Consider the following 19,255-nt stretch of genomic DNA (forward strand, 5'->3'; position numbering starts at 1 on the left):
GGGCGGCGGCGTCAGCCGTCCAGGAGGGAACGGACGCGGGTGACCACGGCGTCCAGCGGCGCCTTCTCCGTTTCACCGGTGGCGCGGGCGGTGAGTTCGGCGGCGCCTTCGGCCAGACCGCGGCGGCCGACCGTGACGCGGAACGGGATGCCGGTCAGTTCGACGTCGCGGAACTTGACCCCGGCCCGTTCGGGACGGTCGTCGATCACCACCTCGACACCGGCCGCGGACAGGCCGGAGTAGACGTCCTCGGCGGCCTTGGCGACCTCGGCGTCGTCGGACTGGGCGACCACGACCGCGACCTGGAACGGCGCGACGGACAGCGGCCAGACGATGCCGCGGTCGTCGTTGTGGGTTTCGACGATCGCGGCCATCGCGCGTTCGACGCCGATGCCGTAACTGCCCATGATCACCGGGGTGCGCCTGCCGTCCGGGTCCAGGACCTCGACGCCGAGGGCGCGGGAGTAGCGGTCGCCGAGCTTGAAGATGTGGCCGACCTCGATCGCGCGCTGGATCTCCAGTCGCTCGCCGCAGCGGACACAGCGCTGACCGGCCCTGACCTCACGCAGATCGGCCCACTTGCCGACGTCGATGTCGCGGGCGACGTCGACGCCCCGCAGGTGGACGTCGTCGGTGTTCGCGCCGGTGAACATGTCGCGGCGGTCCCGCAGCGCCTCGTCCGCGATCACCGGGAAGGGCGAGGGGAGGAACGCGTCGACGGCGCCGAGGCTGCCGGGCAGCGCGCCCACGGCGTCCTGGATCTCGGCCGCGTCGGCGGCGCGGATCTCGGTGGCGCCGGTCGCGTCCACGAGTTTCTGCTCGTTGAGCGGATGGTCGCCGCGCAGCAGGACGAGCGTCAGCGTGCCGTCCAGGACGTAGACGAGCGTCTTGATCTGCCGGTCGGCCGGCGCGTCGTAGGCGCGAAGATCTTCGATCGTGCGGACGCCGGGCGTGTCGAAGCGTTCCGGCGCCGCGAGGCCGGGCCCGTCGGACGCGGCGGGGAGCACCGATGTCGCCCGTTCGATGTTGGCCGCGTAGCCGCACGCCGGGCAGTGGACGACGAGGTCCTCGCCGACGTCGGACGGGCACATGAACTCGGTCGAGCCGGAGCCGCCCATGGTCCCGCTGGACGCCTCGCACGCCAGCGCGGGCAGCCCGAGCCGGGCGAAGATCCGGGTGTAGGCGCCGTGGTAGGCGTCGAACGAGGCGTCCAGGCCGGGACCGTCCACGTCGAAGCTGTAGGCGTCCTTCATCGTGAACTCGCGGGTCCGCATGAGGCCGCCCTTGGGGCGCGGCTCGTCACGGAACTTCGTCTGGAACTGGTACCACTGCTGCGGAAGCTGCCGGTAGGAGTTCAGTTCGCGGGCGACCGTCGCGAAGATCTCCTCGTGCGTCATGCCGAGGGCGTGGTCGGCGCCGCGGCGGTCGCGCAGCCGGAACATCTCCTGGCCCATCAGGTCCCAGCGCCCCGAGCGCTGCCACGGTTCGGCGGGATGGAGGGCGGGGAGCAGCATCTCCTGCGCGCCGATCGCGTCCATCTCGTCCCGCACGATCCCGATGATCTTGGATCGGACGCGCACGGCCAGCGGCAGCAGCGAATAGTGGCCGGCCGTGAGCTGCCGGACGTAGCCCGCGCGGAGCAGCAGCCGGTGGCTCGGCGCGTCCGCCTCGGCGGGGTCGTCACGGAGCGTGGGAACGAACATCTGGGACCAGCGCATCCCGCGAGCGTAGCGAAGCACCCGCCGGTCGGGCCGTCCGCCGGTCGGCACCGGCCGCGAGTCAGTACCCTGATTGCCGTGAGCCGAGAAGGTGTGACGCCGCAGAGCGAGGATTTCTCCGCCTGGTACAACGAGCTGGTCGTGCAGGCCCAGCTCGTCGACCGCGGACCGGTGCGCGGCACGATGGTCATCCGCCCGTACGGTTACCGGATGTGGGAGCTGCTCCAGGCCGACCTGGACCGGCGGATCAAGGACGCGGGGCACGACAACGCGTGCTTCCCGATGTTCATCCCGGAGTCGTATCTCAAGCGCGAGGCCGAGCACGTCGAGGGCTTCTCCCCCGAGCTGGCCGTCGTGACGCACGCGGGCGGCAAGGACCTGGAGGAGCCGCTGGTCGTGCGGCCGACGTCCGAGACCGTCATCGGCGAGTACATGGCCAAGTGGATCGACTCGCACCGCGACCTGCCCCTGCTGCTGAACCAGTGGGCGAACGTCGTCCGCTGGGAGATGCGGCCCCGGATGTTCCTGCGGACGACCGAGTTCCTCTGGCAGGAGGGCCACACCGCGCACGCCGACGAGGACGACGCGATGCGCGAGACGATGTGGGCCCTCGACGCCTACACCGCCCTCGCGCGCGACCTGGCGGCGATGCCGGTCGTCGCGGGGGAGAAGACGCCCGGTGAGCGGTTCGCCGGCGCCGTCCGCACGTACACGATCGAGGGCATGATGCGGGACGGCCGGGCGCTGCAGGCCGGGACGTCGCACTACCTCGGCACCAACTTCGCCAAGGCGTTCGAGATCCAGTACCAGGACGAGGCGGGCAGGCTGACCCTCGCGCACACCACGTCCTGGGGCATGAGCACCCGCATGATCGGTGGCGTGATCATGACGCACGGGGACGACAAGGGGCTCGTGCTGCCGCCGCGCCTCGCGCCGTACCAGGTCGTGATCGTCCCGATCGGGCGCAAGGAGCAGGGCGAGGAGGCCGCGGCGGAGGCCCGCAGGCTGGGCGCGGCGATCAAGGCGATGGGCATCCGCGTGCACGTCGACGACAACCGCCCGCAGCTGTCGCCGGGCTTCAAGTTCAACGAGTGGGAGATGCGGGGCGTCCCCGTCCGCATCGAGCTGGGCAAGCGCGACATCGAGGCCGGCGTCGCGACCCTCGTCCGGCGGCTCTCCACGATCGAGGGGCAGGGCAAGGAGCAGATCCCGCTGGAGAAGGTCGCCGAGGTCCTGCCCGGGATCCTCGCCGATTTCCAGTCGTTCCTGCTGGACCGGGCCGAGAGGTTCCGCGAGGGCAACACCTCCGTCGTGGACGCCTGGGACGCGTTCGCCGCGCAGGTCGCGTCCGGCTGGGCCCGCGCCTTCCACTGCGGCGACGCCGCCTGCGAGGACGACATCAAGGCGGAGACGGCCGCGACACCGCGCGTCATCGCGTCCGACGCGCCGGAGGAGACCGGCGACTGCGTGAAGTGCGGCCGCCCGTCCGCCTACGGCAAGCGCGTCATCTTCGGCCGCGCCTACTGAGCGGAGGCGAGACCGGGGCACTGAGCGGAGGCGACGCTGGGCGGGCGCCGGTCAGTCGCCCTCGGGCTCGCGCGGCGGGCGGTTCGCCCTCAGCCGGGTCAGGTACGGCTGGACGAACCACACGTAGGTGCACAGCGTCAGCAGGGCCACCGCCGTGGTGATCGTCCAGACCGGCGTTTCCGCGAGCGACTCGACGATCAGCGTGGTCGCCGCCGTCATCGAGGCCATCAGGGCGAAGGCGCCGATGATCCCGAAGAGGTTGGCGCGGCGGATCAGCAGCGGTTTCTGCCCCAGCCGGAACAGGATCCGGTGGTGGAACGCCGGCGCGGTGAAGCAGATCGAGGCGATCGCGGCCCCGAACAGCGCGATGTAGAACAGCGGCGTCCCCGCACCGTCGACCTTGTCGAAGTTGGCGGAGAACGGGACGGTGAGCAGGAACGCGAACAGCACCTGCACGCCGGTGACCGCGACACGGAATCCCTGGAGAAGCTCCACCAGTTGCCGGTCGAGACGTTCGTGCTCGGTCTCGTTGCGTGGCTTGTCCGCGGGATCGACGGTCATGAACGGCATCTACCCGGCTAAATGACCATCAGTCCACCAACCGGGTCGGCCGTTCCTAGCCGAGCGACGGCGGTTCCACGCGCAGCGCGAGCATCGAGACGTCGTCGCGCAGGTCGCTGTCGCAGAACTCCAGCAGTGCCCGCTCCACCGCGGCGAGCATGCCCTCCGGCGGCTCGCCCGCGTGGCCGGCGAGGGATTCCAGCAGACGCTCCTGCCCGAACTCCTGCCGCAGCATGTCGCACGCCTCGAGGACGCCGTCGGAGTGCAGGATCAGTGTGTCGCCGACGGCGAGTTCGACCGTGTCCAGCCCGGCCTCGAAGTCCTCGAACAGGCCGAGCGGGACACCGCCGCGCGACGCCGACCTGATCACCCCGTCGGCGCGGACGACGATCGCGGGCGGGTGGCCCGCGGTGCCGAGGGTGACGACGACCCGCTCGGTCTCCAGGGTCAGCCCGGCCATCACCGCGGTGACGAACCGGTCCTCGTCCAGCAGGGCCTCGTTCACGATGCCCAGGACGTCCCCCGGGTGCGCCTTCCACCGCGCCGCCAGCCGCGCGCAGTGCCGGGCCGTCGCGGTCACGGCCGCCGCGTCCTCGCCCTTCCCGCACACGTCGCCGAGGATCAGGCCCCAGCCGTTCTCGGTGCGGAACACGTCGTAGAAGTCGCCGCCGACCTCCGAGCCGTGCGTCGCCGTCAGATACTTCGCGGCCACGCGCACACCGGGAATGGCCGGCAGCGACTTCGGCAGCAGCCCCGCCTGCAGCGTCTCGGCGACCTCGGCTCGGCGCCGGTACAGCCGCGCCGCCCGGATCACCAGGGCCAGGTAGCGTCCGAGGCGCTGGACGACCCCGAGGTCCATGAGGTCGAACGGGCCGTACTCGCCGCTGGCCGCCAGCGTGATCGTCCCGATGGCGTGGTCGCCGTCCTCGATCGGGACGCTCAGCACCGACGTCGCGCCGATCTTTCCGCAGACGGGCTGGCCGTCCGGGCACACGCCGAGGACGTCGAGGTTCTCCACGTGCGGCCGCAGCGCGCTCTGCCGGGTGACGAAGACGGTGTGGGGCAGGCTGCCCTGGGCGGGCTCCACCTCCTCCAGCATCCGTGCGGCCTCGACGGAATGCTCGTCCTCCGGGCCAATCACGACCTGGCGGCGCAGCGGCGGTGCCGAGCCCGCCGCGTGCGCCCCGGCCGGGGAGGACGCGCCCGGGCCGCCGTTCGGGCCGGTCAGGTCGATGAACGCCCAGTCGGCCAGTTCGGCCGCCAGCAGCCGGGCGCACCGCCGCACCGCCACGGTCTCGTTGAAGACCGGTTCGTCGAGCAGCAGTTCACTGGCGGTGGCGAGGACGTCCATCCGGTGGACGATCGTCGCGACGGCCTCATCGTCGGGCTGGGCGCCGTGAGCCGTCCTCGTGTGAGCGGGCCCGTCCAGGGCGGGCGCCGCCTGCGGGGACGCCGGTCGAGTGGACGCCGCCCGTACGGACGCCGCCCGTGTGGACGCACCTTGTGTGGACGCCCCCTGTGCGGGCGCCGCCTGGGCCGATGCGACCTTGGCCGACGCCGTCCGGCCGGACGCCGCCCGTCCGGTCTTCCCCCGCCCGTCGGGCGGGGCCTGGTCATCGGTGGGAGTGTTCGCCGGACCGGCGGCCACCACGACCATCGGGTCCGGTTCGCCGCGGATCCACACGCGGGCCAGCGTCACCACGGCGTCGACCGGGTGGTCGCGGCCGAGGAAGCGGACCGGGACGCGGCGGCGCCCTCCCGTCCGGACGACCGCGGCCAGCTGCGACCGCACGGCCGCACGGCCCGCCATGTCGCAGAACGCCGTGAACTGCTTGCCCGACACGTAACCGGCGGACGTGCCGAGCAGCGCCGCCGCCTGCCGGTTGACGCGCCGGACGCTCGTGTTGCGGTCCAGCACGAACAGCGGCACCGGGGCGTCCTGGAAGACCGTGCGAAGCACCCGCCGCTCGTTCTCGCTCGCGGTCGACCCGCCCTGCTCGCCGGTGTGCTCGGTGCCCATCGTCCGCAGCACGGTCAGCGCCAGCTCCAGCTCGACCAGGGCCGCGTCCAGCGTGGCCCGCAGGTCGGGCTCGGGCACGCCGGCGGCCTGGCGCAGCTCGCCGATGCGCCCTTCGAGGTCCGAGATCTCCCGCATCAGGGTCTCGGGTTCGAGCTGGTCGGGCTGATCGTGCATCTGGTCACCCTCTCGTCCGCGTCGTGCGGTGGAACCGGGTCGGCTTTCGCCCCGGGCCGACCGGACCAGGTTCGTCGAGTCGCGCAACGGCCCGGCCCTGCTGGGCCCGGCTGTCCGCAGCCTATGCGCCTCACCCCCGCGCGCCTAGATTCATGATTCAGGGAAGCCCCTGTTGACCGACGATACGTTGGGCGAGGGCGGTGAGCTTCACGTGACGTGTCTGCGAGATGCGGCGCATCTCGGCGAACGCCTTGTCGGCGTCGCACCCCAGCGCGTGCATGAGGATGCCCTTCGCCTGGTCGACGACGGCGCGCGCCTCGACCGCCTCCTGCAGCTGCACGGCGGTGCGGTGCACGTCGTCGTACTGCCGGGTGTTGGTGACCGCGGCGCTGCCCTGGGCCATGAGCAGGGACGCGAGCGCGTGCCGGCCGGAACCGAGCGACTTGGGCGTCACCCCGAACAGGGCGAGCGTGACGAGGACGGGCGGGTTCAGGTGGGGGGTCGTGGTGAAGCAGCGCACCCCGCGGCGCAGCATGTCGGCCATCGCCTCGGGCCAGCGGGTCTCGGCGAGGATGTCCTCGGACGTCAGCGCCCGCCGGTCCAGGACCACGTCGAAGATCGGCCCGTGGCCGCGGGACAGCTGCCGCTCGATGACCTCGGCGAGATCGGGATGGCTGGCCGCCGCCGCGAGCGGCTCGGGCCGTGCCTCCTCGGGCACCGGGACTCCGGACCGGGCACCGTCCGGCCGCGTGTTCTGCCTGGGGATGCTGGGGACGTCCTGGGCGGCGTCCGGCGGAACGCCGAGCGCGGCGCCTGGATCGTTCCCGCCCCCTCCGGGGAGGGCCCAGCGCACGCTCGCCGCGCCCGCGCATCCGGGGATGGCGCGCGAGGCCAGCTCCGTCACCCGGTGCAGGGTGCCGATGTCGGAGGACTCCCCGACCATGCCCAGCCGGGCGATCTCCAACGCGAGCTGGTCCGTCAGAACCGTTTCGGTGGGCGTCACCCCTCCGAGATTATCCTGCGTCGCGGGTTCCGGCGTCGGCGGCGCCTGGCCCGCTCCCCTGCCGTAGTGTCCACGGTTCATCGAAGTCCCCAGTGCTAGTAGTGCCAGGACGCTGCTGCTTCGTGGTGGGAGGGCCTGGACTGCTCGTAGGGACGGGCTGCTCGATGAAACGGGACGGCTCAGGTCGGAGGGCTCGTTCGATCGGGGCTGATCGGGGGATGGACGACGCCGGGGGCGGGGGCCTAGTTGTTCGCCGGGGCCTTGCTGATCTCGGTGAGGGGGCCGACGTCACCGTCGGCGATGGCCAGATCGCCGATGCAGATGATGCCGACCGGACGTTGCTCGGCGTCCACGACGGGCAGACGCCGGACCGCCTGCTCGCACATCAGCCGGACCGCGGTTCCGGTGTCGTCGTCCGGACGCACGGTGGTCAGCTCCGCCGTGCACACGTCGCCGAGAGGGGTGAGCGACGTGTCGCGGCTCTCGGCGACGGCCCTCACCACGATGTCGCGGTCGGTGACCACGCCGCATAGCCGTCCCGCGTAGGTGACCAGCACGTCGCCGATTCCTTTGTCCCGCATGATCCGGGCGGCTTCGTACAGCGTCGCGTCCAACGGCAGCGTCTGCGGAGCCGCCGTCATCACGTCGCTGACCCTTGGTGGCATCGCACGCACATCCTTCCGAATTGCCGGCGGCTCGCGCGGGCCCGTGTGCGCGCCTTACCCACGGTCGGCGCGCCTATTCGGACGGTTCCGCTATCGGCCGTCGCCCCGACTTACCCGTCAGAAGGCGAAGACCGTTCCGGTGCGCGACCGCATGGCGCAATCATTGCCGTACTCGGCCCGGAATCGTACAGGCTTTCCGTGCCACCGCCCCTTCGCCTGGGCGATCACCGGCGAGTGGACCGCGGTGCACATCCGCCCGTCCGGCGCGTGGGCGAACCGGCCGCCGGATTCGCTCAGCTCCGAACAGGCCCGCGCCGCCTCGGGATGCTCGCCTCCCGGCGGCTCGCAACGCAGCGTGACGCTCCTGCCGCCGGTCGTGGCGCGGTCCGGATGGGTGAGGGTGAGCCGGAGGGAGGTCTCCGGCTCCGAAGGAACCGCCGGCATGAGGGCGATCACCGCACCCGCGATGACGCCGGTGGCGAGGTTCGGCATCGATACTCCGAGGGGGTCGAGGGCGAAAGGGCATCGACAATCTCTCAGAGTATCCGCAAAGTAACTGATCGTGCAGGAAAATGGCCGATCCCGCAGTCACGGGGCAACTGCGGGATCGAGTCCGGACGGCTATGCGGCGAGCACGTGGTCGGAGAGGGCTTCGCGGAGCTGCTTGCGGCCTCGGTGCAGGCGGGACATGACCGTGCCGATGGGCGTGCCCATCATCTCGGCGATCTCCTTGTAGGCGTAGCCCTCGACGTCGGCGAGGTAGACGGCGTCCCGGAAGTCCTTCGGCAGGGCGCGCAGGGCGGTGATGACCTCGGAGTCGGGGATGCGGTCGAGCGCCTCGGACTCGGCGGACCGGAAACCGGACGAGTGCGCCTCGGTCCGCGCGATCTGCCACTCCTCCAGCTCCTCGGAGCCGGCGCGCTGGGGCTCGCGCTGCTTCTTGCGGTAGGTGTTGATGAAGTTGTTGGTGAGGATGCGGTGCAGCCACGCCTTGAGGTTCGTGCCTTCCTGGAACTGGTGGAAGTTCACGTAGGCCTTGGCCAGGGTCTCCTGGACGAGGTCTTCGGCGTCGGCGGTGTTGCGGGTCATGCGGACGGCGCTGGCGTACAGCGGGTCGGCGAGCGGCAGGACGTCGCGCTCGTAGCGCCGCGTGTTGTCGGCTGTCGCGGCGCCGCCCGCGTCGCGGCTCGCGTTGCGGCGGACAGGCGTGGTCACAGCGGTCATCGTCGCTCCCCGTAGGTAGTGGCCCAGCGAGAAAGGGCCGGTTGCTGGCGCGTGTTCGGGGGCACGCGCGGACCGGGCGGACGAACCGCCCCCCGTTCAAGTGGTACGTGCCACCGTTCCCGACGGGTTCGGAGGGTTCTCGGCCGCGCATGGAGGGTGGGCCAAGGGGTGTGCGCGGGTCAGCGATGCCAGGGCGACCCCGTCATCCGGGACGTCGCGGGCCAAGCTCGATCAGGCGCTTCCCACCCGTCGGTGGTCTTCCTGCTATGTAAGACGCCTGGAAGGGTCCAAATGGTTGCGTGCGGCCGAGTGTCGTCCGTCACACCCCGTGGCGTGTCGTCCCCGCCAGTGATGATCGAGCGGTATGGGCCGATGGGAGCCGGCGGGGACATGAGGGTCCCCGGGAGCCCGGCGCGACCGGGGCTCCCGGGGACGGGACGGTCAGCGGATCAGGTGTCTCAGGGCCCTGGCCATCAGGGCCCGCCGGTCTGCGGGGTCCGCCTGCTCAAGCCCGAAGCCGAACAGGATGCTGTCCCTGGTCGCGACCGACGAGACGGAGTCGATCAGGGCCTGTGCGCGGACGAGTTCTTCGGCGTTGCCGGGGCTTCCTTCGGGGGCGCCCTGGATGGCCCAGGGGCCGAGGCCGGTTTCGAAGCCCTCGGCGTCGATCTCACCGCCGGACGTGGTGAGCCTGGTGTCGTCGATGAACAGCCCGGTTCCGCCGGTGAAGGGGTCGCTCACGTAGGAGATGGACACCTCGACCTGCTTGCCCGCGTAGTCGGACAGGTCGAACGCGACGGGAACCCAGCCGTTGGAGTTGCCCGTGAGGGCGTTCCACTCACCGGACGATCCGGTGTTGCCGCAGGGGTTGCCTCCAGTGAGGTAGTGGTTGAGGAACGGGTGCATGTCGAGGTAGTAGCCCTGCTCGCACTGTTCCGGGACGGTCGTGGTCGTCCGCCCGTTCTTCTCGGGCAGGGTGGTCCAGTCGTCGCCGCCGGCGGTGTGCGCTTCGATGATGATGTTGTCGAAGCCCGTCTCGGTGCTGTAGGAGAGCTGGGCCTGCAGGGCCGGGGCCTGCGCGGCGGTGACCTCGGACAGGTCGATCGTCCGGGTCAGGCGCCGCCATGTGGAGTCCTGGTGGGGTCCGGCGACGTACCACTCGCCCTCGACGGGTTCGGTGGGCGCGGCGGCGCCCGCGTAGTCGCCGAGCTTCCAGCTGTTGAACTGCGGGAAGTCGTCCTTGGGCAGCACGGTGGAGGTGACCTGGAAACCGCTCGTCTCGTTCAGCGGGTTGGTCGCGGTTCCGGGGAGTCCCGCCGTGACGTCGTTGAACGGCCACTTCGTACCGGTGAACTCCGTCGGGGCCCCGATGCGCTGCCTGTCGTACGCGCCCAGGTAGTACTGGAAGAAGTCGTCCGACAGCAGTTCGCAGTCGTCACGGAAGCTCGTGGTGATCACGCACGGCTGCTCCGGATGACCCTTCAGGCCGTAGTAGATGCCGCCGCCGTTCGCCTGGCTGAGCGGTCCGTAGTATCCGGTCGTCTCGCCGGTGTGGACGAGTTTCCCGCCCTCGTTGAGGTACGAGCGGACGTTCAGGAGCAGGTCCTTCGCCCGGTCGGCCACCTGTGAGTCGGGGTAGTCGCCGATGACGGTCCGCAGGGGCTCGTCGGCCTCGTCCTGGGTGAGGCGGTTGTCGCCCAGGTACCAGACGACGGCCTTGAAGTGCTTCAGGACGCCGAGGTCGTGCGGGACGCCGTCCTTGTCGATGTCCCAAATGAGCGGCTTGTGCCTGGCCGCCTTGACGAGATCGGCGTACTGCTCGGCGTACCGGGGCCTGTCCGTCCCGGGTGGGTAGGTCGGGTTGACGCCGGTGTAGTCCTCGTCCGCGATGACCAGGACGTCCGCCCTGTTCTGGTCGCGAACGGTGTAGGTGAAGTGTTCGCTCTCGACGCGCTTCCGGCCCTCCCAGCCGGTGAACCACACCTCGACCTCGTCGCCGGGCCGCTGCCGCTTGACCTCCCCGCGGAACTCTCCGTAGTAGGTGTCGTTCTCGTCGCCGTACCGCTCACCGCCGCGCCACTCGCGCACCCGGTCGCTGTGCGCACGCCCTCCGTTGATCCGGTAGTTGAGCGTCTTGTGGCGCAGTGACCTGCGGATCACCGAGGCCACTTCCTGCGAGTGGCCGTAGGACGTGCCGAACGCGTCGGTCTTGAAGGCGGGGGCGGTGCGTCCGACGGGGGACACGGGCTCGTCCGGGTTGTCCGCCGACTTGGCGGCGGACAGGGCGAGCGGGATGTTCTTCTCGAACTCCTTCTGGATGAGCGTCTCGTCGTCCGGGAACTCGAAGCCGCTGCCGCAGTCGCCGGGCTCCCACTCGTCGTCCGGGTCGGACTCCGCGGCCGAGGCGCAGGTCGCCATCTCCGGCGTGATCGCCAGGGCGCCGTGCACATTGTCGGCCTGGCCGTCGGTGTCGCCGTTGGTGGTGTAGAGCTGGGCGCCCAGCTGCGGCGTGTAGCCAGGGACGGCCGGGTTGTCGATGTCGCCCAGCAGCGCCTCATGGATCACGTCGTCCGGGCTGTGGGTCAGGGTCTGCCACCCCACGCCGTACAGCAGCAGCTCCGCGGCCGAGTGGTAGTTGATCAGGTAGGCGGGGCGGAGCTTCTTGTAGAGCTCCGTCTGCACCCGGGTCTCCGGCTCGGAGGCGGGCGACGGGCCCCGGTAGGTCTGGTTGGAGGGCTGGTCCGAGGACCCCTCGTTGTCGTAGCCCCACTTGTAGGGGAAGTTGCGGTTCAGGTCGACGCCGTCGACGCCGGTGATCTGGCCGTCGCCGTTGTTGTCCCGGGTGTTCTTGCGCCAGAGCCGGAACCCGTCCTCGAACGTCAGGTCGTACCCGTCGACGTTGACGACCGGGATGAACCACAGCTCGGTCGTGTCGATGATCTTGGTGATCTCGGCGTTCGCGCCGTACCCGCCGACGTAGTGGTGCAGCAGCCGGCGCACCATCTCGGGGGTGATCCACTCGCGGGCGTGCTGGGCCGCCTGGTAGACGACGACGGGCTTCTTGTGGCGCTTGTGCCGTCCCCTGTCGTCCTTGCCGTCGTCCTTGGTGACCTTGACGGCGGTGATCGGCCGGCCCTCGCCGCTCTTGCCGATGTCCACGGCGGTCGCGATGGAGGGGTTGTCGGAGGCGACCTTGAGGAGTTCCTCGCGGATGTTCCCGGGGCCGCTGTAGGGGCGGAACACGCCGTCGGCGGCGGCCTTCGTGCGCGCGCGGGCGTCCTGGCCGCCGGCCTTCACCGTAAGGCCGAGGCCCTGACTGTTGAGCGCGGCGGCCTGGGGTGCGCTCATCACGGCCTCGACGCGGACGGTGCCCTTCTTCGCGCCCTTGGTGACACGGACGTCCTCGTGGTCGAGGCCGGAACCGTTCAGCAGCTCGACCTGGGCGGTGTTCAGCTCGGCGGTGTAGACGCTCACGGCCGCGCCGGGGGACGCGGGGCCGGGGGCGGCGGCGGCGGGGGGCGCCGCCAGCGTTCCGATCAGGAGCGCGGCGGCAGCGAGGATGGGGGTGAGTCTTCGATGCCGGAACAGTGTGCGCGGCATTGCGCCTCCCTGCAGGGATCACGAACGGGGGTTGCGTGATCGTCTGCCGGGGAATGATGGGTGTCAATGGGGCATTAGGGACCTATGCCGCATTCGGTCACCGGCTTGGCGGCCGCGTCCGTGTGTGCTTCCGCCCTCCGGCCGGACCGACTTCCCCAGACCGCCAGCGTGATCTTCTTACGCCAGGTAACGTTCCCTTTACCAGGAGTCGCCGAGAGCGCCGAGCGTCCTTCGCTCCGGGGAGGGGGACCAGATGGTCGTCGACGAGCTGCTGGGTGTGGCGCGGATGACCGCCATCACCCTGAACGGGCGCGGCCGCATCAGTCACTGGGACGACACCGCCGCCCGGCTGTTCGGCGCCGGACGGCACCAGGCCGTGGGCCGGCCGCCCGCTTCGCTGCTGCGGCTCCCGCGCGAACACCGCGGCGCCTTCGAGCCGGAGGTCTTCGGCCACGTCTGGTGCGGAGCCTGCACCCTGCCGCGCGTCGACAACGGCGAACCCACCGAGGTCGGCTGGTGGGTCTACCCGATCGGGCCCGACCCCGGCGGCCAGGACGTCCGGGTCCTGGCGCTGGCCGCCGACATGCGCCGGCTCCGCGAGGACGGCCCCGGCGTCACCATGGGCGACCTGCCCGTCGCGCCGCCCGACGGCACCGCCCGGCGCGCCGCCGGGGCACGGCTGCTGCGGGTCGAGCCCGCGCTGGCCACCTCGCCGGGGCCCGCCTCCGGCCCGTTCGCCGCCCGGCTCGCCGACCTGCTGCCCGCGATGGAACCGGCCGCGGCCGAGGAGATCGCCGCGCGGGTGCTCGACCTCGGCTGCCCGGCGGTCTCGCTCGGGCTGACCGTCCGGCTGCCGATCGTCCCGCACATGGACGCGCGGCCCGTCCCGCCGCCCCGGCCCGAGACCGCCCCGCCGCCCCGCCCCGTACCGGCCCCGGCGCCCAGGCCCGAACCCGCTCCGCCCGAGGAGGTCCGCCCGCACCGGGAGGACGACTGGATCCGCCCGCCCCATGCATCGCGCCCGGCCGCGCCCCACGCGCCCCCGGGCACCGACAAGGGCTGGGAGACCATGGCCGTCCGGGAGCCGCTGACCTACCTCGGCGAGGCCGGCCAGCAGATCGGCAGCTCGCTCGACCACCTGCAGGCCGCCAGGAAGCTCGCCGAGGTGCTGGTCCCGCGGCTCGCCGACTTCGCCGCCATCGAACTGCTCGAACGCGTCGTCGCCGACTCGGCGCCACCCGTCGACGAGATCGACGAGACCACGCAGATGCGCCGCGTCGCGGTCGTCCACAACGACGAGTCCGGACGCTGGGACGACCTCGTCCCCGAAGGGGAGGCGCTGCTCCTGTCGTCCTCCTCGCCGTTCGTGCAGGCCATGCGGACCGGGCGTCCCGTCCACATCCCGCACGTCGGCCCCCGGCGGGCCGCCGAGATCGCCGCCTCCTTCGGCGCCCGCGACCTGCGGCCGCTGTTCACCGGCCGGGCGCTGCTGATCGTCCCGCTGATCGCCCGGGGCCGGGTGCTCGGGACGTTCAAACTGATCCGCAAACCGGACCGTCCCGGATTCGGCGAACTCGACCTCGCCATGGTCGACGAACTGGCCCGCCGCGCCGCGCTGTGCATCGACAACGGCCGGCTGTACCGGCGCGAGGTGCAGGTCGCCGAGGAACTGCAGCACAGCATGCTGCCCGACGATCCGCCGGACGTCGCGGGCGCGCGCGTCCGCTACCGCTACCGGCCCGCCGAACAGGCCGTCAACGTCGGCGGCGACTGGTTCGACGCCATCCCGCTGCCCGGCTGCCGGCTCGGCATCGTCGTCGGCGACGTCATGGGCCACGGCCTCACCTCAGCGGCGATCATGGGGCAGATGCGCACCGCCGTCCGCACCCTCGCCGCCGAGGACATGCGGCCCGCGCGGCTCCTGCGCCAGCTCGACGGCCTCGCCCGCCGGCTCGGCGAGGACTACCTCGCCACCTGCCTGTACGCCGTGTACGACCCCGTCGAACGGAGATGCACCCTCGCCAACGCCGGGCACGTCCCGCCCGTCCTGGTGTCGGCCTACGGCGAAAGCCGCATCCTGACCGTCCCGTCCGGTGTGCCCATCGGCGTCGGCGGCGAGCCGTTCGAGGCGGTCGAGGTGCAGGTCGAGGACGGGTCGCAGCTCATCCTGTGCACCGACGGCCTCCTGGAGCGCCGCGACCGCGACGTCGAACAGGGGCTGGAGGAACTGCGCGGCCGGCTCACCGGGGCGACGGCCGATCTCGACGGCACCTGCGACACCCTGCTCGACACCCTCGCCGCGTCCACCCCCGCCGACGACATCGCCATCGTGGCGGTCGGGTTCGACGGGATCCCGAAGGACGACGTCTCCGTCTGGGAACGGCTGGAACCGCGGCCGAGCACCGTCCCCTGGATCCGGACGCAGGTCGCCGGCCGGCTCGCCGACTGGCGCCTCGAACCGCTCGCCGACACCGTCGAACTGCTCGTCAGCGAACTCGTCACCAACGCCCTCGTGCACGGCGCCGGATCCATGGGACTCCGAGTGATCAAGGGCGGGAGCCTGCTCTGCGAGGTCTACGACGACGGCGCCGACCTGCCCCGCCTCCGAAACGCCGACGCCACCGACGAGTCGGGCCGCGGACTCCAGCTCGTCAGCCACCTCGCCGCGCGCTGGGGAACGCACCGCACCGAGCGGGGAAAGGTCGTCTGGTTCGAACATCCGCTGCCGCGCTGATGTGCGTGGTCATGGGCCCGCATCGCGGCCTTGTGAGGTAAATGTCCCGTTGCGATGGATGGTTTCCACCGTTCCCGTCGGCTCTGATCGATGGAGAGCCCTTTCGTCCATCGAGGCCACCGGGGGAACCAGTTGGGGCAGAATCTGACGCTGCCGGTCCCGGAGACGCTCTACGGCACTTACGCCGTGGCGCTCCCCACGCCGATCGCCGACCCGGCCGGACTGTCCCACGACGAGGTGACGCGACGCACCCGGCCGCCCCTCCGCGACCTGGTCCTCGGCATGCTCGACAGCCCCATGCTCACCCTCGACCAGCGTCCCGCCGGCGACTTCCCGCCGCTGCCCGGCGAACTCCTCGCCGCCTACGGGGCCGATCCGTCCGACCTCACCGCCATCGCCGGCGCCGCGCACCTGCTCGCCGTCAGCGCCGCGTACCGTCCCGGCCGCCCACCCGCGCACGAATGGTCCGCCCGCGCCGTCGCCGGCGCCGTCGGGGCCGCGCTGACCGCCCCCGTGATCGACGTCTTCACCCCGCGGGTGCTCCCCGCCGGCCACATCGAACGTTCCCTCCCCGGCCCGGACGGCGCCTTCCGGCTCACCGACTGGATGCTGCTCCCGCACACCTCGGGCCCGCGCGGCTTCTTCTTCACCACCAAGGGCCTGGCCAGATTCGGGCTCCCCGAACTGCAGACCGAAAATGTTCCGCCCGCGCTCGTGGAACCGTGGGGACGCCTCCTCAACGGCCTCGCCCGCCGCGTCCTCGACCTCTGGCTGGACGAACTCCCCGCCGGTGAACAGCCCCTCGTCGTCGACATCCCCGAGATCGTCTCCGTGGGGCTGCGGGACATCGCCGCCGCTCAGGGCACCGACGAGCCGATGCGGCGGGAGGTGTCGGTCCGCCTGCGCCTCGACACCGGCGAGACCCCCGTCCTCACCGTGCGGCCCGCCGAGGACGGCCCGGACCGCCTCGAATCCCTGTGCGCCGCCCTCTTCGGCACGCCCGAAAGCCACCGATGACCTTGCCGATGATCTTGATCTGAGCGCAGGATCGACAAGTGAGATTCGGCCCGCGCGACCGTCCAAGCCCCGAACCCGAGGACCCCGGCCCCCCGGAGCCCGGAGACGCCGCCCCCCGGCCGCGTCCCGGCCCCTACCCGGAAGACGTCCACGTGGCGGGCAGAAGCTCCGCCCCCCAGGAAGATCAGCCCCCCTCCGACTGGGTCCCCGTCCAACCCCCGGAGGAGGCCCCCGCGAACGACCCGCCTTGGACCCCCCACCAGCCGGCCCCTCCCCCCGGCGCAACACCCCCATCGGGCGCCCCGCCACCCGAGCCCCTCCGACGCGCTCCCGGCACCGCTCCGTCCCCCCGCCGCCGACCTGCTGACACGCCGACGCCCCCGTCACAACCCAGACGCCCGCGGCCCGAGTCGTCCGCGCCATGGACACCACACGCGCCCACAGACCAACCCCCCGCCCAAGCGGGACCTCCACGGCCCGAGCCACCTCCGTCCTGGCAACCCCCCACCCCACCGGCCACCGAACCCGGCCCTCCCGAGACCACTGCTCCACCCGCCCCACCGGCCGCCGCGGCCGGCCCCTCAGCCGGCGTTGCTCGGCCATCCGAGTCGGCCGCCGCCTGGCGGCCGCGTGAGCCCGGCGTCGCGCCGCAGCCCGGTCCGACCTCGGGTGGCGCTCCGTCAGGCGCCCCGCGGCCCGAGTCGCCCCCGTCCTGGGAACCGCACGTCCCGCCCGCCCGGCCAGAAGCCGGGCCGCCGCCCGAACCGACCGCACCATGGCGGCCGCGCGAGCCCGAGGCGCCTTCAGGCGGGACTTCGCCGGAGTCCGGGACGCCGCCTGCATGGACAGCCGGCGGCCCGTCTTCCGGCGAGCCGCCGTCGGACGCCGGTGGTGCGCCGCCCGGTTCCACACCGGGCACCCCGCCGTCCGAGCCGCCCGCCACCTGGCGGTCGCGCGAGCCGGGCACCGCGCCGCAGCCGGGCACCCCCGGGCCAGAGCCATCCCCGGCGTGGGCGCCGCACGACCCGCTGGCCGGGCGGCGTGAATCACCGGCCGGGCGGCATGAGCGCACCGGCGACAAGCCTTTCCTGCCGGGTAAGGGGCTGTCGGCCGAGCCGCCGTCGCGGACGAAGCCGGACGTGGCGGCGCCGCCGGTGCGGCCGGGGCCGATGGCGGATCCGGGGCGCCGCAAGTCGCTCGCGGACGCGTTCGTGGCCGAGTTCGTGGGGAGCACCACGTGGCGGGCGACGCTCGCGGTGCTGGAGGGGGCCTTCCCCGGGCTGGGGATGGCGGCGACGCTCTCCCGCCGCACCGATGAGCTGTGGCGGACGATGGACGCCCTCGACCGGAAGGCCGCGGCCAAGCTCGGGGTTCCGGCGTGGCTCGACGACGCCGGGATGGTGTTCGACCTCAGCGCCCACCTGGGCGCGCGGACCGCGCGGACACCGATCCGGGAACGGCCCGGGCGTCCCCGCGCGTCACGGCCCTACGCGGGGGCGTTCGTCATCGACACCCTCGATCCGCTGCGGTACCACCGTGCCGTGGGCGGTCCGCGGGCGCCGCGCGACCTGCCGGGGGAGGGTGCGCTGCCGGTGCCGCCGGTGGCGGAGGACGACGACAGCGGCGTCGTGATCGTCGTGAACCTCACGTCCGCGGGCGTGCGGGTGCTGGACTCGGCCGCCCTGTGGCGGTACGCGGGCCAGGTGGTCACGGGAACCCTGCACGAGGCGGCGCGTCCGGAGACACGGGCCCGGGTCCGCCGGGCGCTGTGGGCACTGCGGCGTGTCGTCCTCGTCGACCCCGACCTCGGGCTCGGGCTGTGCCTGCAGATCGACGCGGCCCGGGTGCCCCGGTGCCTGCTGGCGTTCCGCGTGGACCGGACGGAGGGCGCGCCGCGGTTCGTCCGGCCCTGATCAGTCGTCGGAGCGCAGCCAGGACAGGTCGCTCTGCCGGTCGGGCGAAAGCTCGCGGAGATGATCCACGAGCTGCCAGGGCTCGGTCGGCGGCGTGCTCTCCTCCGGGAGGACGCCGCAGACCAGGGCGCTCTGCGTGCTGACCGCGGTGAACGGGCCGAACTGCACGACGCCGCCGCCGCGCAGCGCCGCCAGCTCGGTGAGCAGCGCGCTCAGGGCGGACGAGTCCCGCGGGTCGTACAGGCCGCGGACGTAGGTGAACATGTCCTCGGCGAGCACCTCCGGGCGCCGCCCCGAAAGGTAGTACACCGTCCCCCGGTAGGTGCCCGTGGCCTGCGCGGAACGCCGGTCGCGGACACGGGCCCGCAGCCCGTACTCGGCGGCGCACCGCTCGTACGCGTCGGCGAGCAGCGCCTCGGCCTCACCCTCCTCGCTGAGCAGGACGCCGGTGACGACGCCCTCGTCGCGGTCGAGACGGTCCAGCATCTCCCGATGCAGATCCAGGACGTCCTGCTCCACCGCGTCCAGCGAACGGGCCAGGGCGCGCTGGGCGTCGCGGTCGAGGTCGACGCCCGCCAGTTCCTCGGAGATGTCGCCGAGCTGTTTCTCCAGCCGGTCCACCCGGCCGGTGACGGACTCCAGCCTGTCGAGGACGTCGGCGGGCGGGCTCTCGGGCTGCGGCGGCGGGATCGTGATGCCGGCGGGCTCGGTCGCCTCATCGACCACCGTCCTGAGCGCCTCGTGCCGCCGCGCGAGTTCGGACAGCTGGTTGCGCAGGTCACGCAGTTCCGCCTGCGCGCGGGGGAGCCGCTTGTCGGACGCCAGGTAGAACTCCCGTCCGGCGATCGCAAGGCAGAGCAGGACCAGGATCACGGTGGTCATGTGACTCCTCGGAAGGCGGGCTGCGCTTTCGACGATAACCATCCGCGGCCGTGTTGGCGGAGGACGCGGCGGATCTCGTCCAAAAGGCCTGGCATTTCCCATGGCCCGCAGGGGCACCGCCGCCCGCCTTGTCAGTCGATGTCGCGACGCGGATGCCGGGGGCCGGGCCCGGTCGCGCACGCGGGCACGTTCGGACCCGCGATGAGGCGGACGCGGG

The 19,255-nt window shown here is 72.2% G+C and carries 13 protein-coding genes; 4 read left to right on the forward strand and 9 right to left on the reverse strand.

Annotation, left to right across the window (positions count from 1 at the left end; genetic code table 11):
* Positions 1 to 11: 11 nt before the first annotated feature.
* The gene (locus ACTWPP_RS00655) at positions 12 to 1,718 is read right to left on the reverse strand and encodes a proline--tRNA ligase (protein ID WP_443102032.1); all 1,707 of its coding nucleotides are present in this window, start codon (positions 1,716 to 1,718) and stop codon (positions 12 to 14) included.
* 78 nt (positions 1,719 to 1,796) lie between these two features.
* Between ACTWPP_RS00655 and proS the strand changes: the two genes are divergently transcribed.
* The gene (gene proS, locus ACTWPP_RS00660) at positions 1,797 to 3,245 is read left to right on the forward strand and encodes a proline--tRNA ligase (protein ID WP_443102033.1); all 1,449 of its coding nucleotides are present in this window, start codon (positions 1,797 to 1,799) and stop codon (positions 3,243 to 3,245) included.
* 51 nt (positions 3,246 to 3,296) lie between these two features.
* Here proS and ACTWPP_RS00665 read toward each other — a convergent pair whose 3' ends face one another.
* The 7 genes from ACTWPP_RS00665 to ACTWPP_RS00695 all read right to left on the reverse strand — a co-directional run bounded on the left by ACTWPP_RS00665 (position 3,297) and on the right by ACTWPP_RS00695 (position 12,492).
* Positions 3,297 to 3,806 carry a DUF6328 family protein gene (locus tag ACTWPP_RS00665; protein ID WP_443102034.1) on the reverse strand — a complete coding sequence of 170 codons (510 nt, stop codon included), beginning with the start codon at positions 3,804 to 3,806 and terminating at the stop codon, positions 3,297 to 3,299.
* Positions 3,807 to 3,861: 55 nt separating this feature from the next.
* Positions 3,862 to 6,000, reverse strand: a complete 2,139-nt coding sequence (locus tag ACTWPP_RS00670) for a SpoIIE family protein phosphatase (protein ID WP_443102035.1) — start codon at positions 5,998 to 6,000, stop codon at positions 3,862 to 3,864.
* Between the two features lie 157 nt (positions 6,001 to 6,157).
* Positions 6,158 to 7,003: an ANTAR domain-containing protein gene (locus ACTWPP_RS00675; RefSeq protein WP_443102036.1), complete on the reverse strand. Its 846-nt coding sequence runs from the start codon at positions 7,001 to 7,003 to the stop codon at positions 6,158 to 6,160.
* 242 nt (positions 7,004 to 7,245) lie between these two features.
* On the reverse strand, positions 7,246 to 7,668 hold the full coding sequence (locus tag ACTWPP_RS00680; protein WP_443102037.1) for a CBS domain-containing protein: 423 nt from the start codon (positions 7,666 to 7,668) through the stop codon (positions 7,246 to 7,248).
* A gap of 117 nt (positions 7,669 to 7,785) precedes the next feature.
* On the reverse strand, positions 7,786 to 8,160 hold the full coding sequence (locus ACTWPP_RS00685) for an SSI family serine proteinase inhibitor (RefSeq protein WP_443102038.1): 375 nt from the start codon (positions 8,158 to 8,160) through the stop codon (positions 7,786 to 7,788).
* Positions 8,161 to 8,289: 129 nt separating this feature from the next.
* The gene (locus ACTWPP_RS00690) at positions 8,290 to 8,892 is read right to left on the reverse strand and encodes a sigma-70 family RNA polymerase sigma factor (protein WP_443102039.1); all 603 of its coding nucleotides are present in this window, start codon (positions 8,890 to 8,892) and stop codon (positions 8,290 to 8,292) included.
* A gap of 441 nt (positions 8,893 to 9,333) precedes the next feature.
* Positions 9,334 to 12,492, reverse strand: a complete 3,159-nt coding sequence (locus ACTWPP_RS00695) for a M14 family zinc carboxypeptidase (RefSeq protein ID WP_443102040.1) — start codon at positions 12,490 to 12,492, stop codon at positions 9,334 to 9,336.
* A 253-nt stretch (positions 12,493 to 12,745) separates the two neighbouring features.
* On the opposite strand from ACTWPP_RS00695, the gene ACTWPP_RS00700 reads away from it, so the two are divergent.
* The 3 genes from ACTWPP_RS00700 (at position 12,746) to ACTWPP_RS00710 (ending at position 18,156) form a co-directional block, all read left to right on the forward strand.
* Positions 12,746 to 15,226 carry a SpoIIE family protein phosphatase gene (locus ACTWPP_RS00700; protein ID WP_443102041.1) on the forward strand — a complete coding sequence of 827 codons (2,481 nt, stop codon included), beginning with the start codon at positions 12,746 to 12,748 and terminating at the stop codon, positions 15,224 to 15,226.
* 132 nt (positions 15,227 to 15,358) lie between these two features.
* Entirely contained in the window at positions 15,359 to 16,243 is an 885-nt protein-coding gene (locus ACTWPP_RS00705; protein ID WP_443102042.1) for a hypothetical protein, read from the forward strand.
* A gap of 1,139 nt (positions 16,244 to 17,382) precedes the next feature.
* A complete protein-coding gene (locus tag ACTWPP_RS00710) occupies positions 17,383 to 18,156 on the forward strand; it encodes a hypothetical protein (protein WP_443102043.1) in 774 nt (257 codons plus the stop codon).
* On the opposite strand, the gene ACTWPP_RS00715 is transcribed toward ACTWPP_RS00710, so the two are convergent.
* Positions 18,157 to 19,038, reverse strand: coding sequence for a hypothetical protein (locus ACTWPP_RS00715; RefSeq protein ID WP_443102044.1), 882 nt, complete (start codon positions 19,036 to 19,038; stop codon positions 18,157 to 18,159). It abuts the gene before it with no gap.
* Positions 19,039 to 19,255 lie beyond the last annotated feature (217 nt).

This window comes from Actinomadura sp. 3N407, from assembly GCF_052245875.1.
Taxonomy (GTDB): Bacteria; Actinomycetota; Actinomycetes; order Streptosporangiales; family Streptosporangiaceae; genus Spirillospora.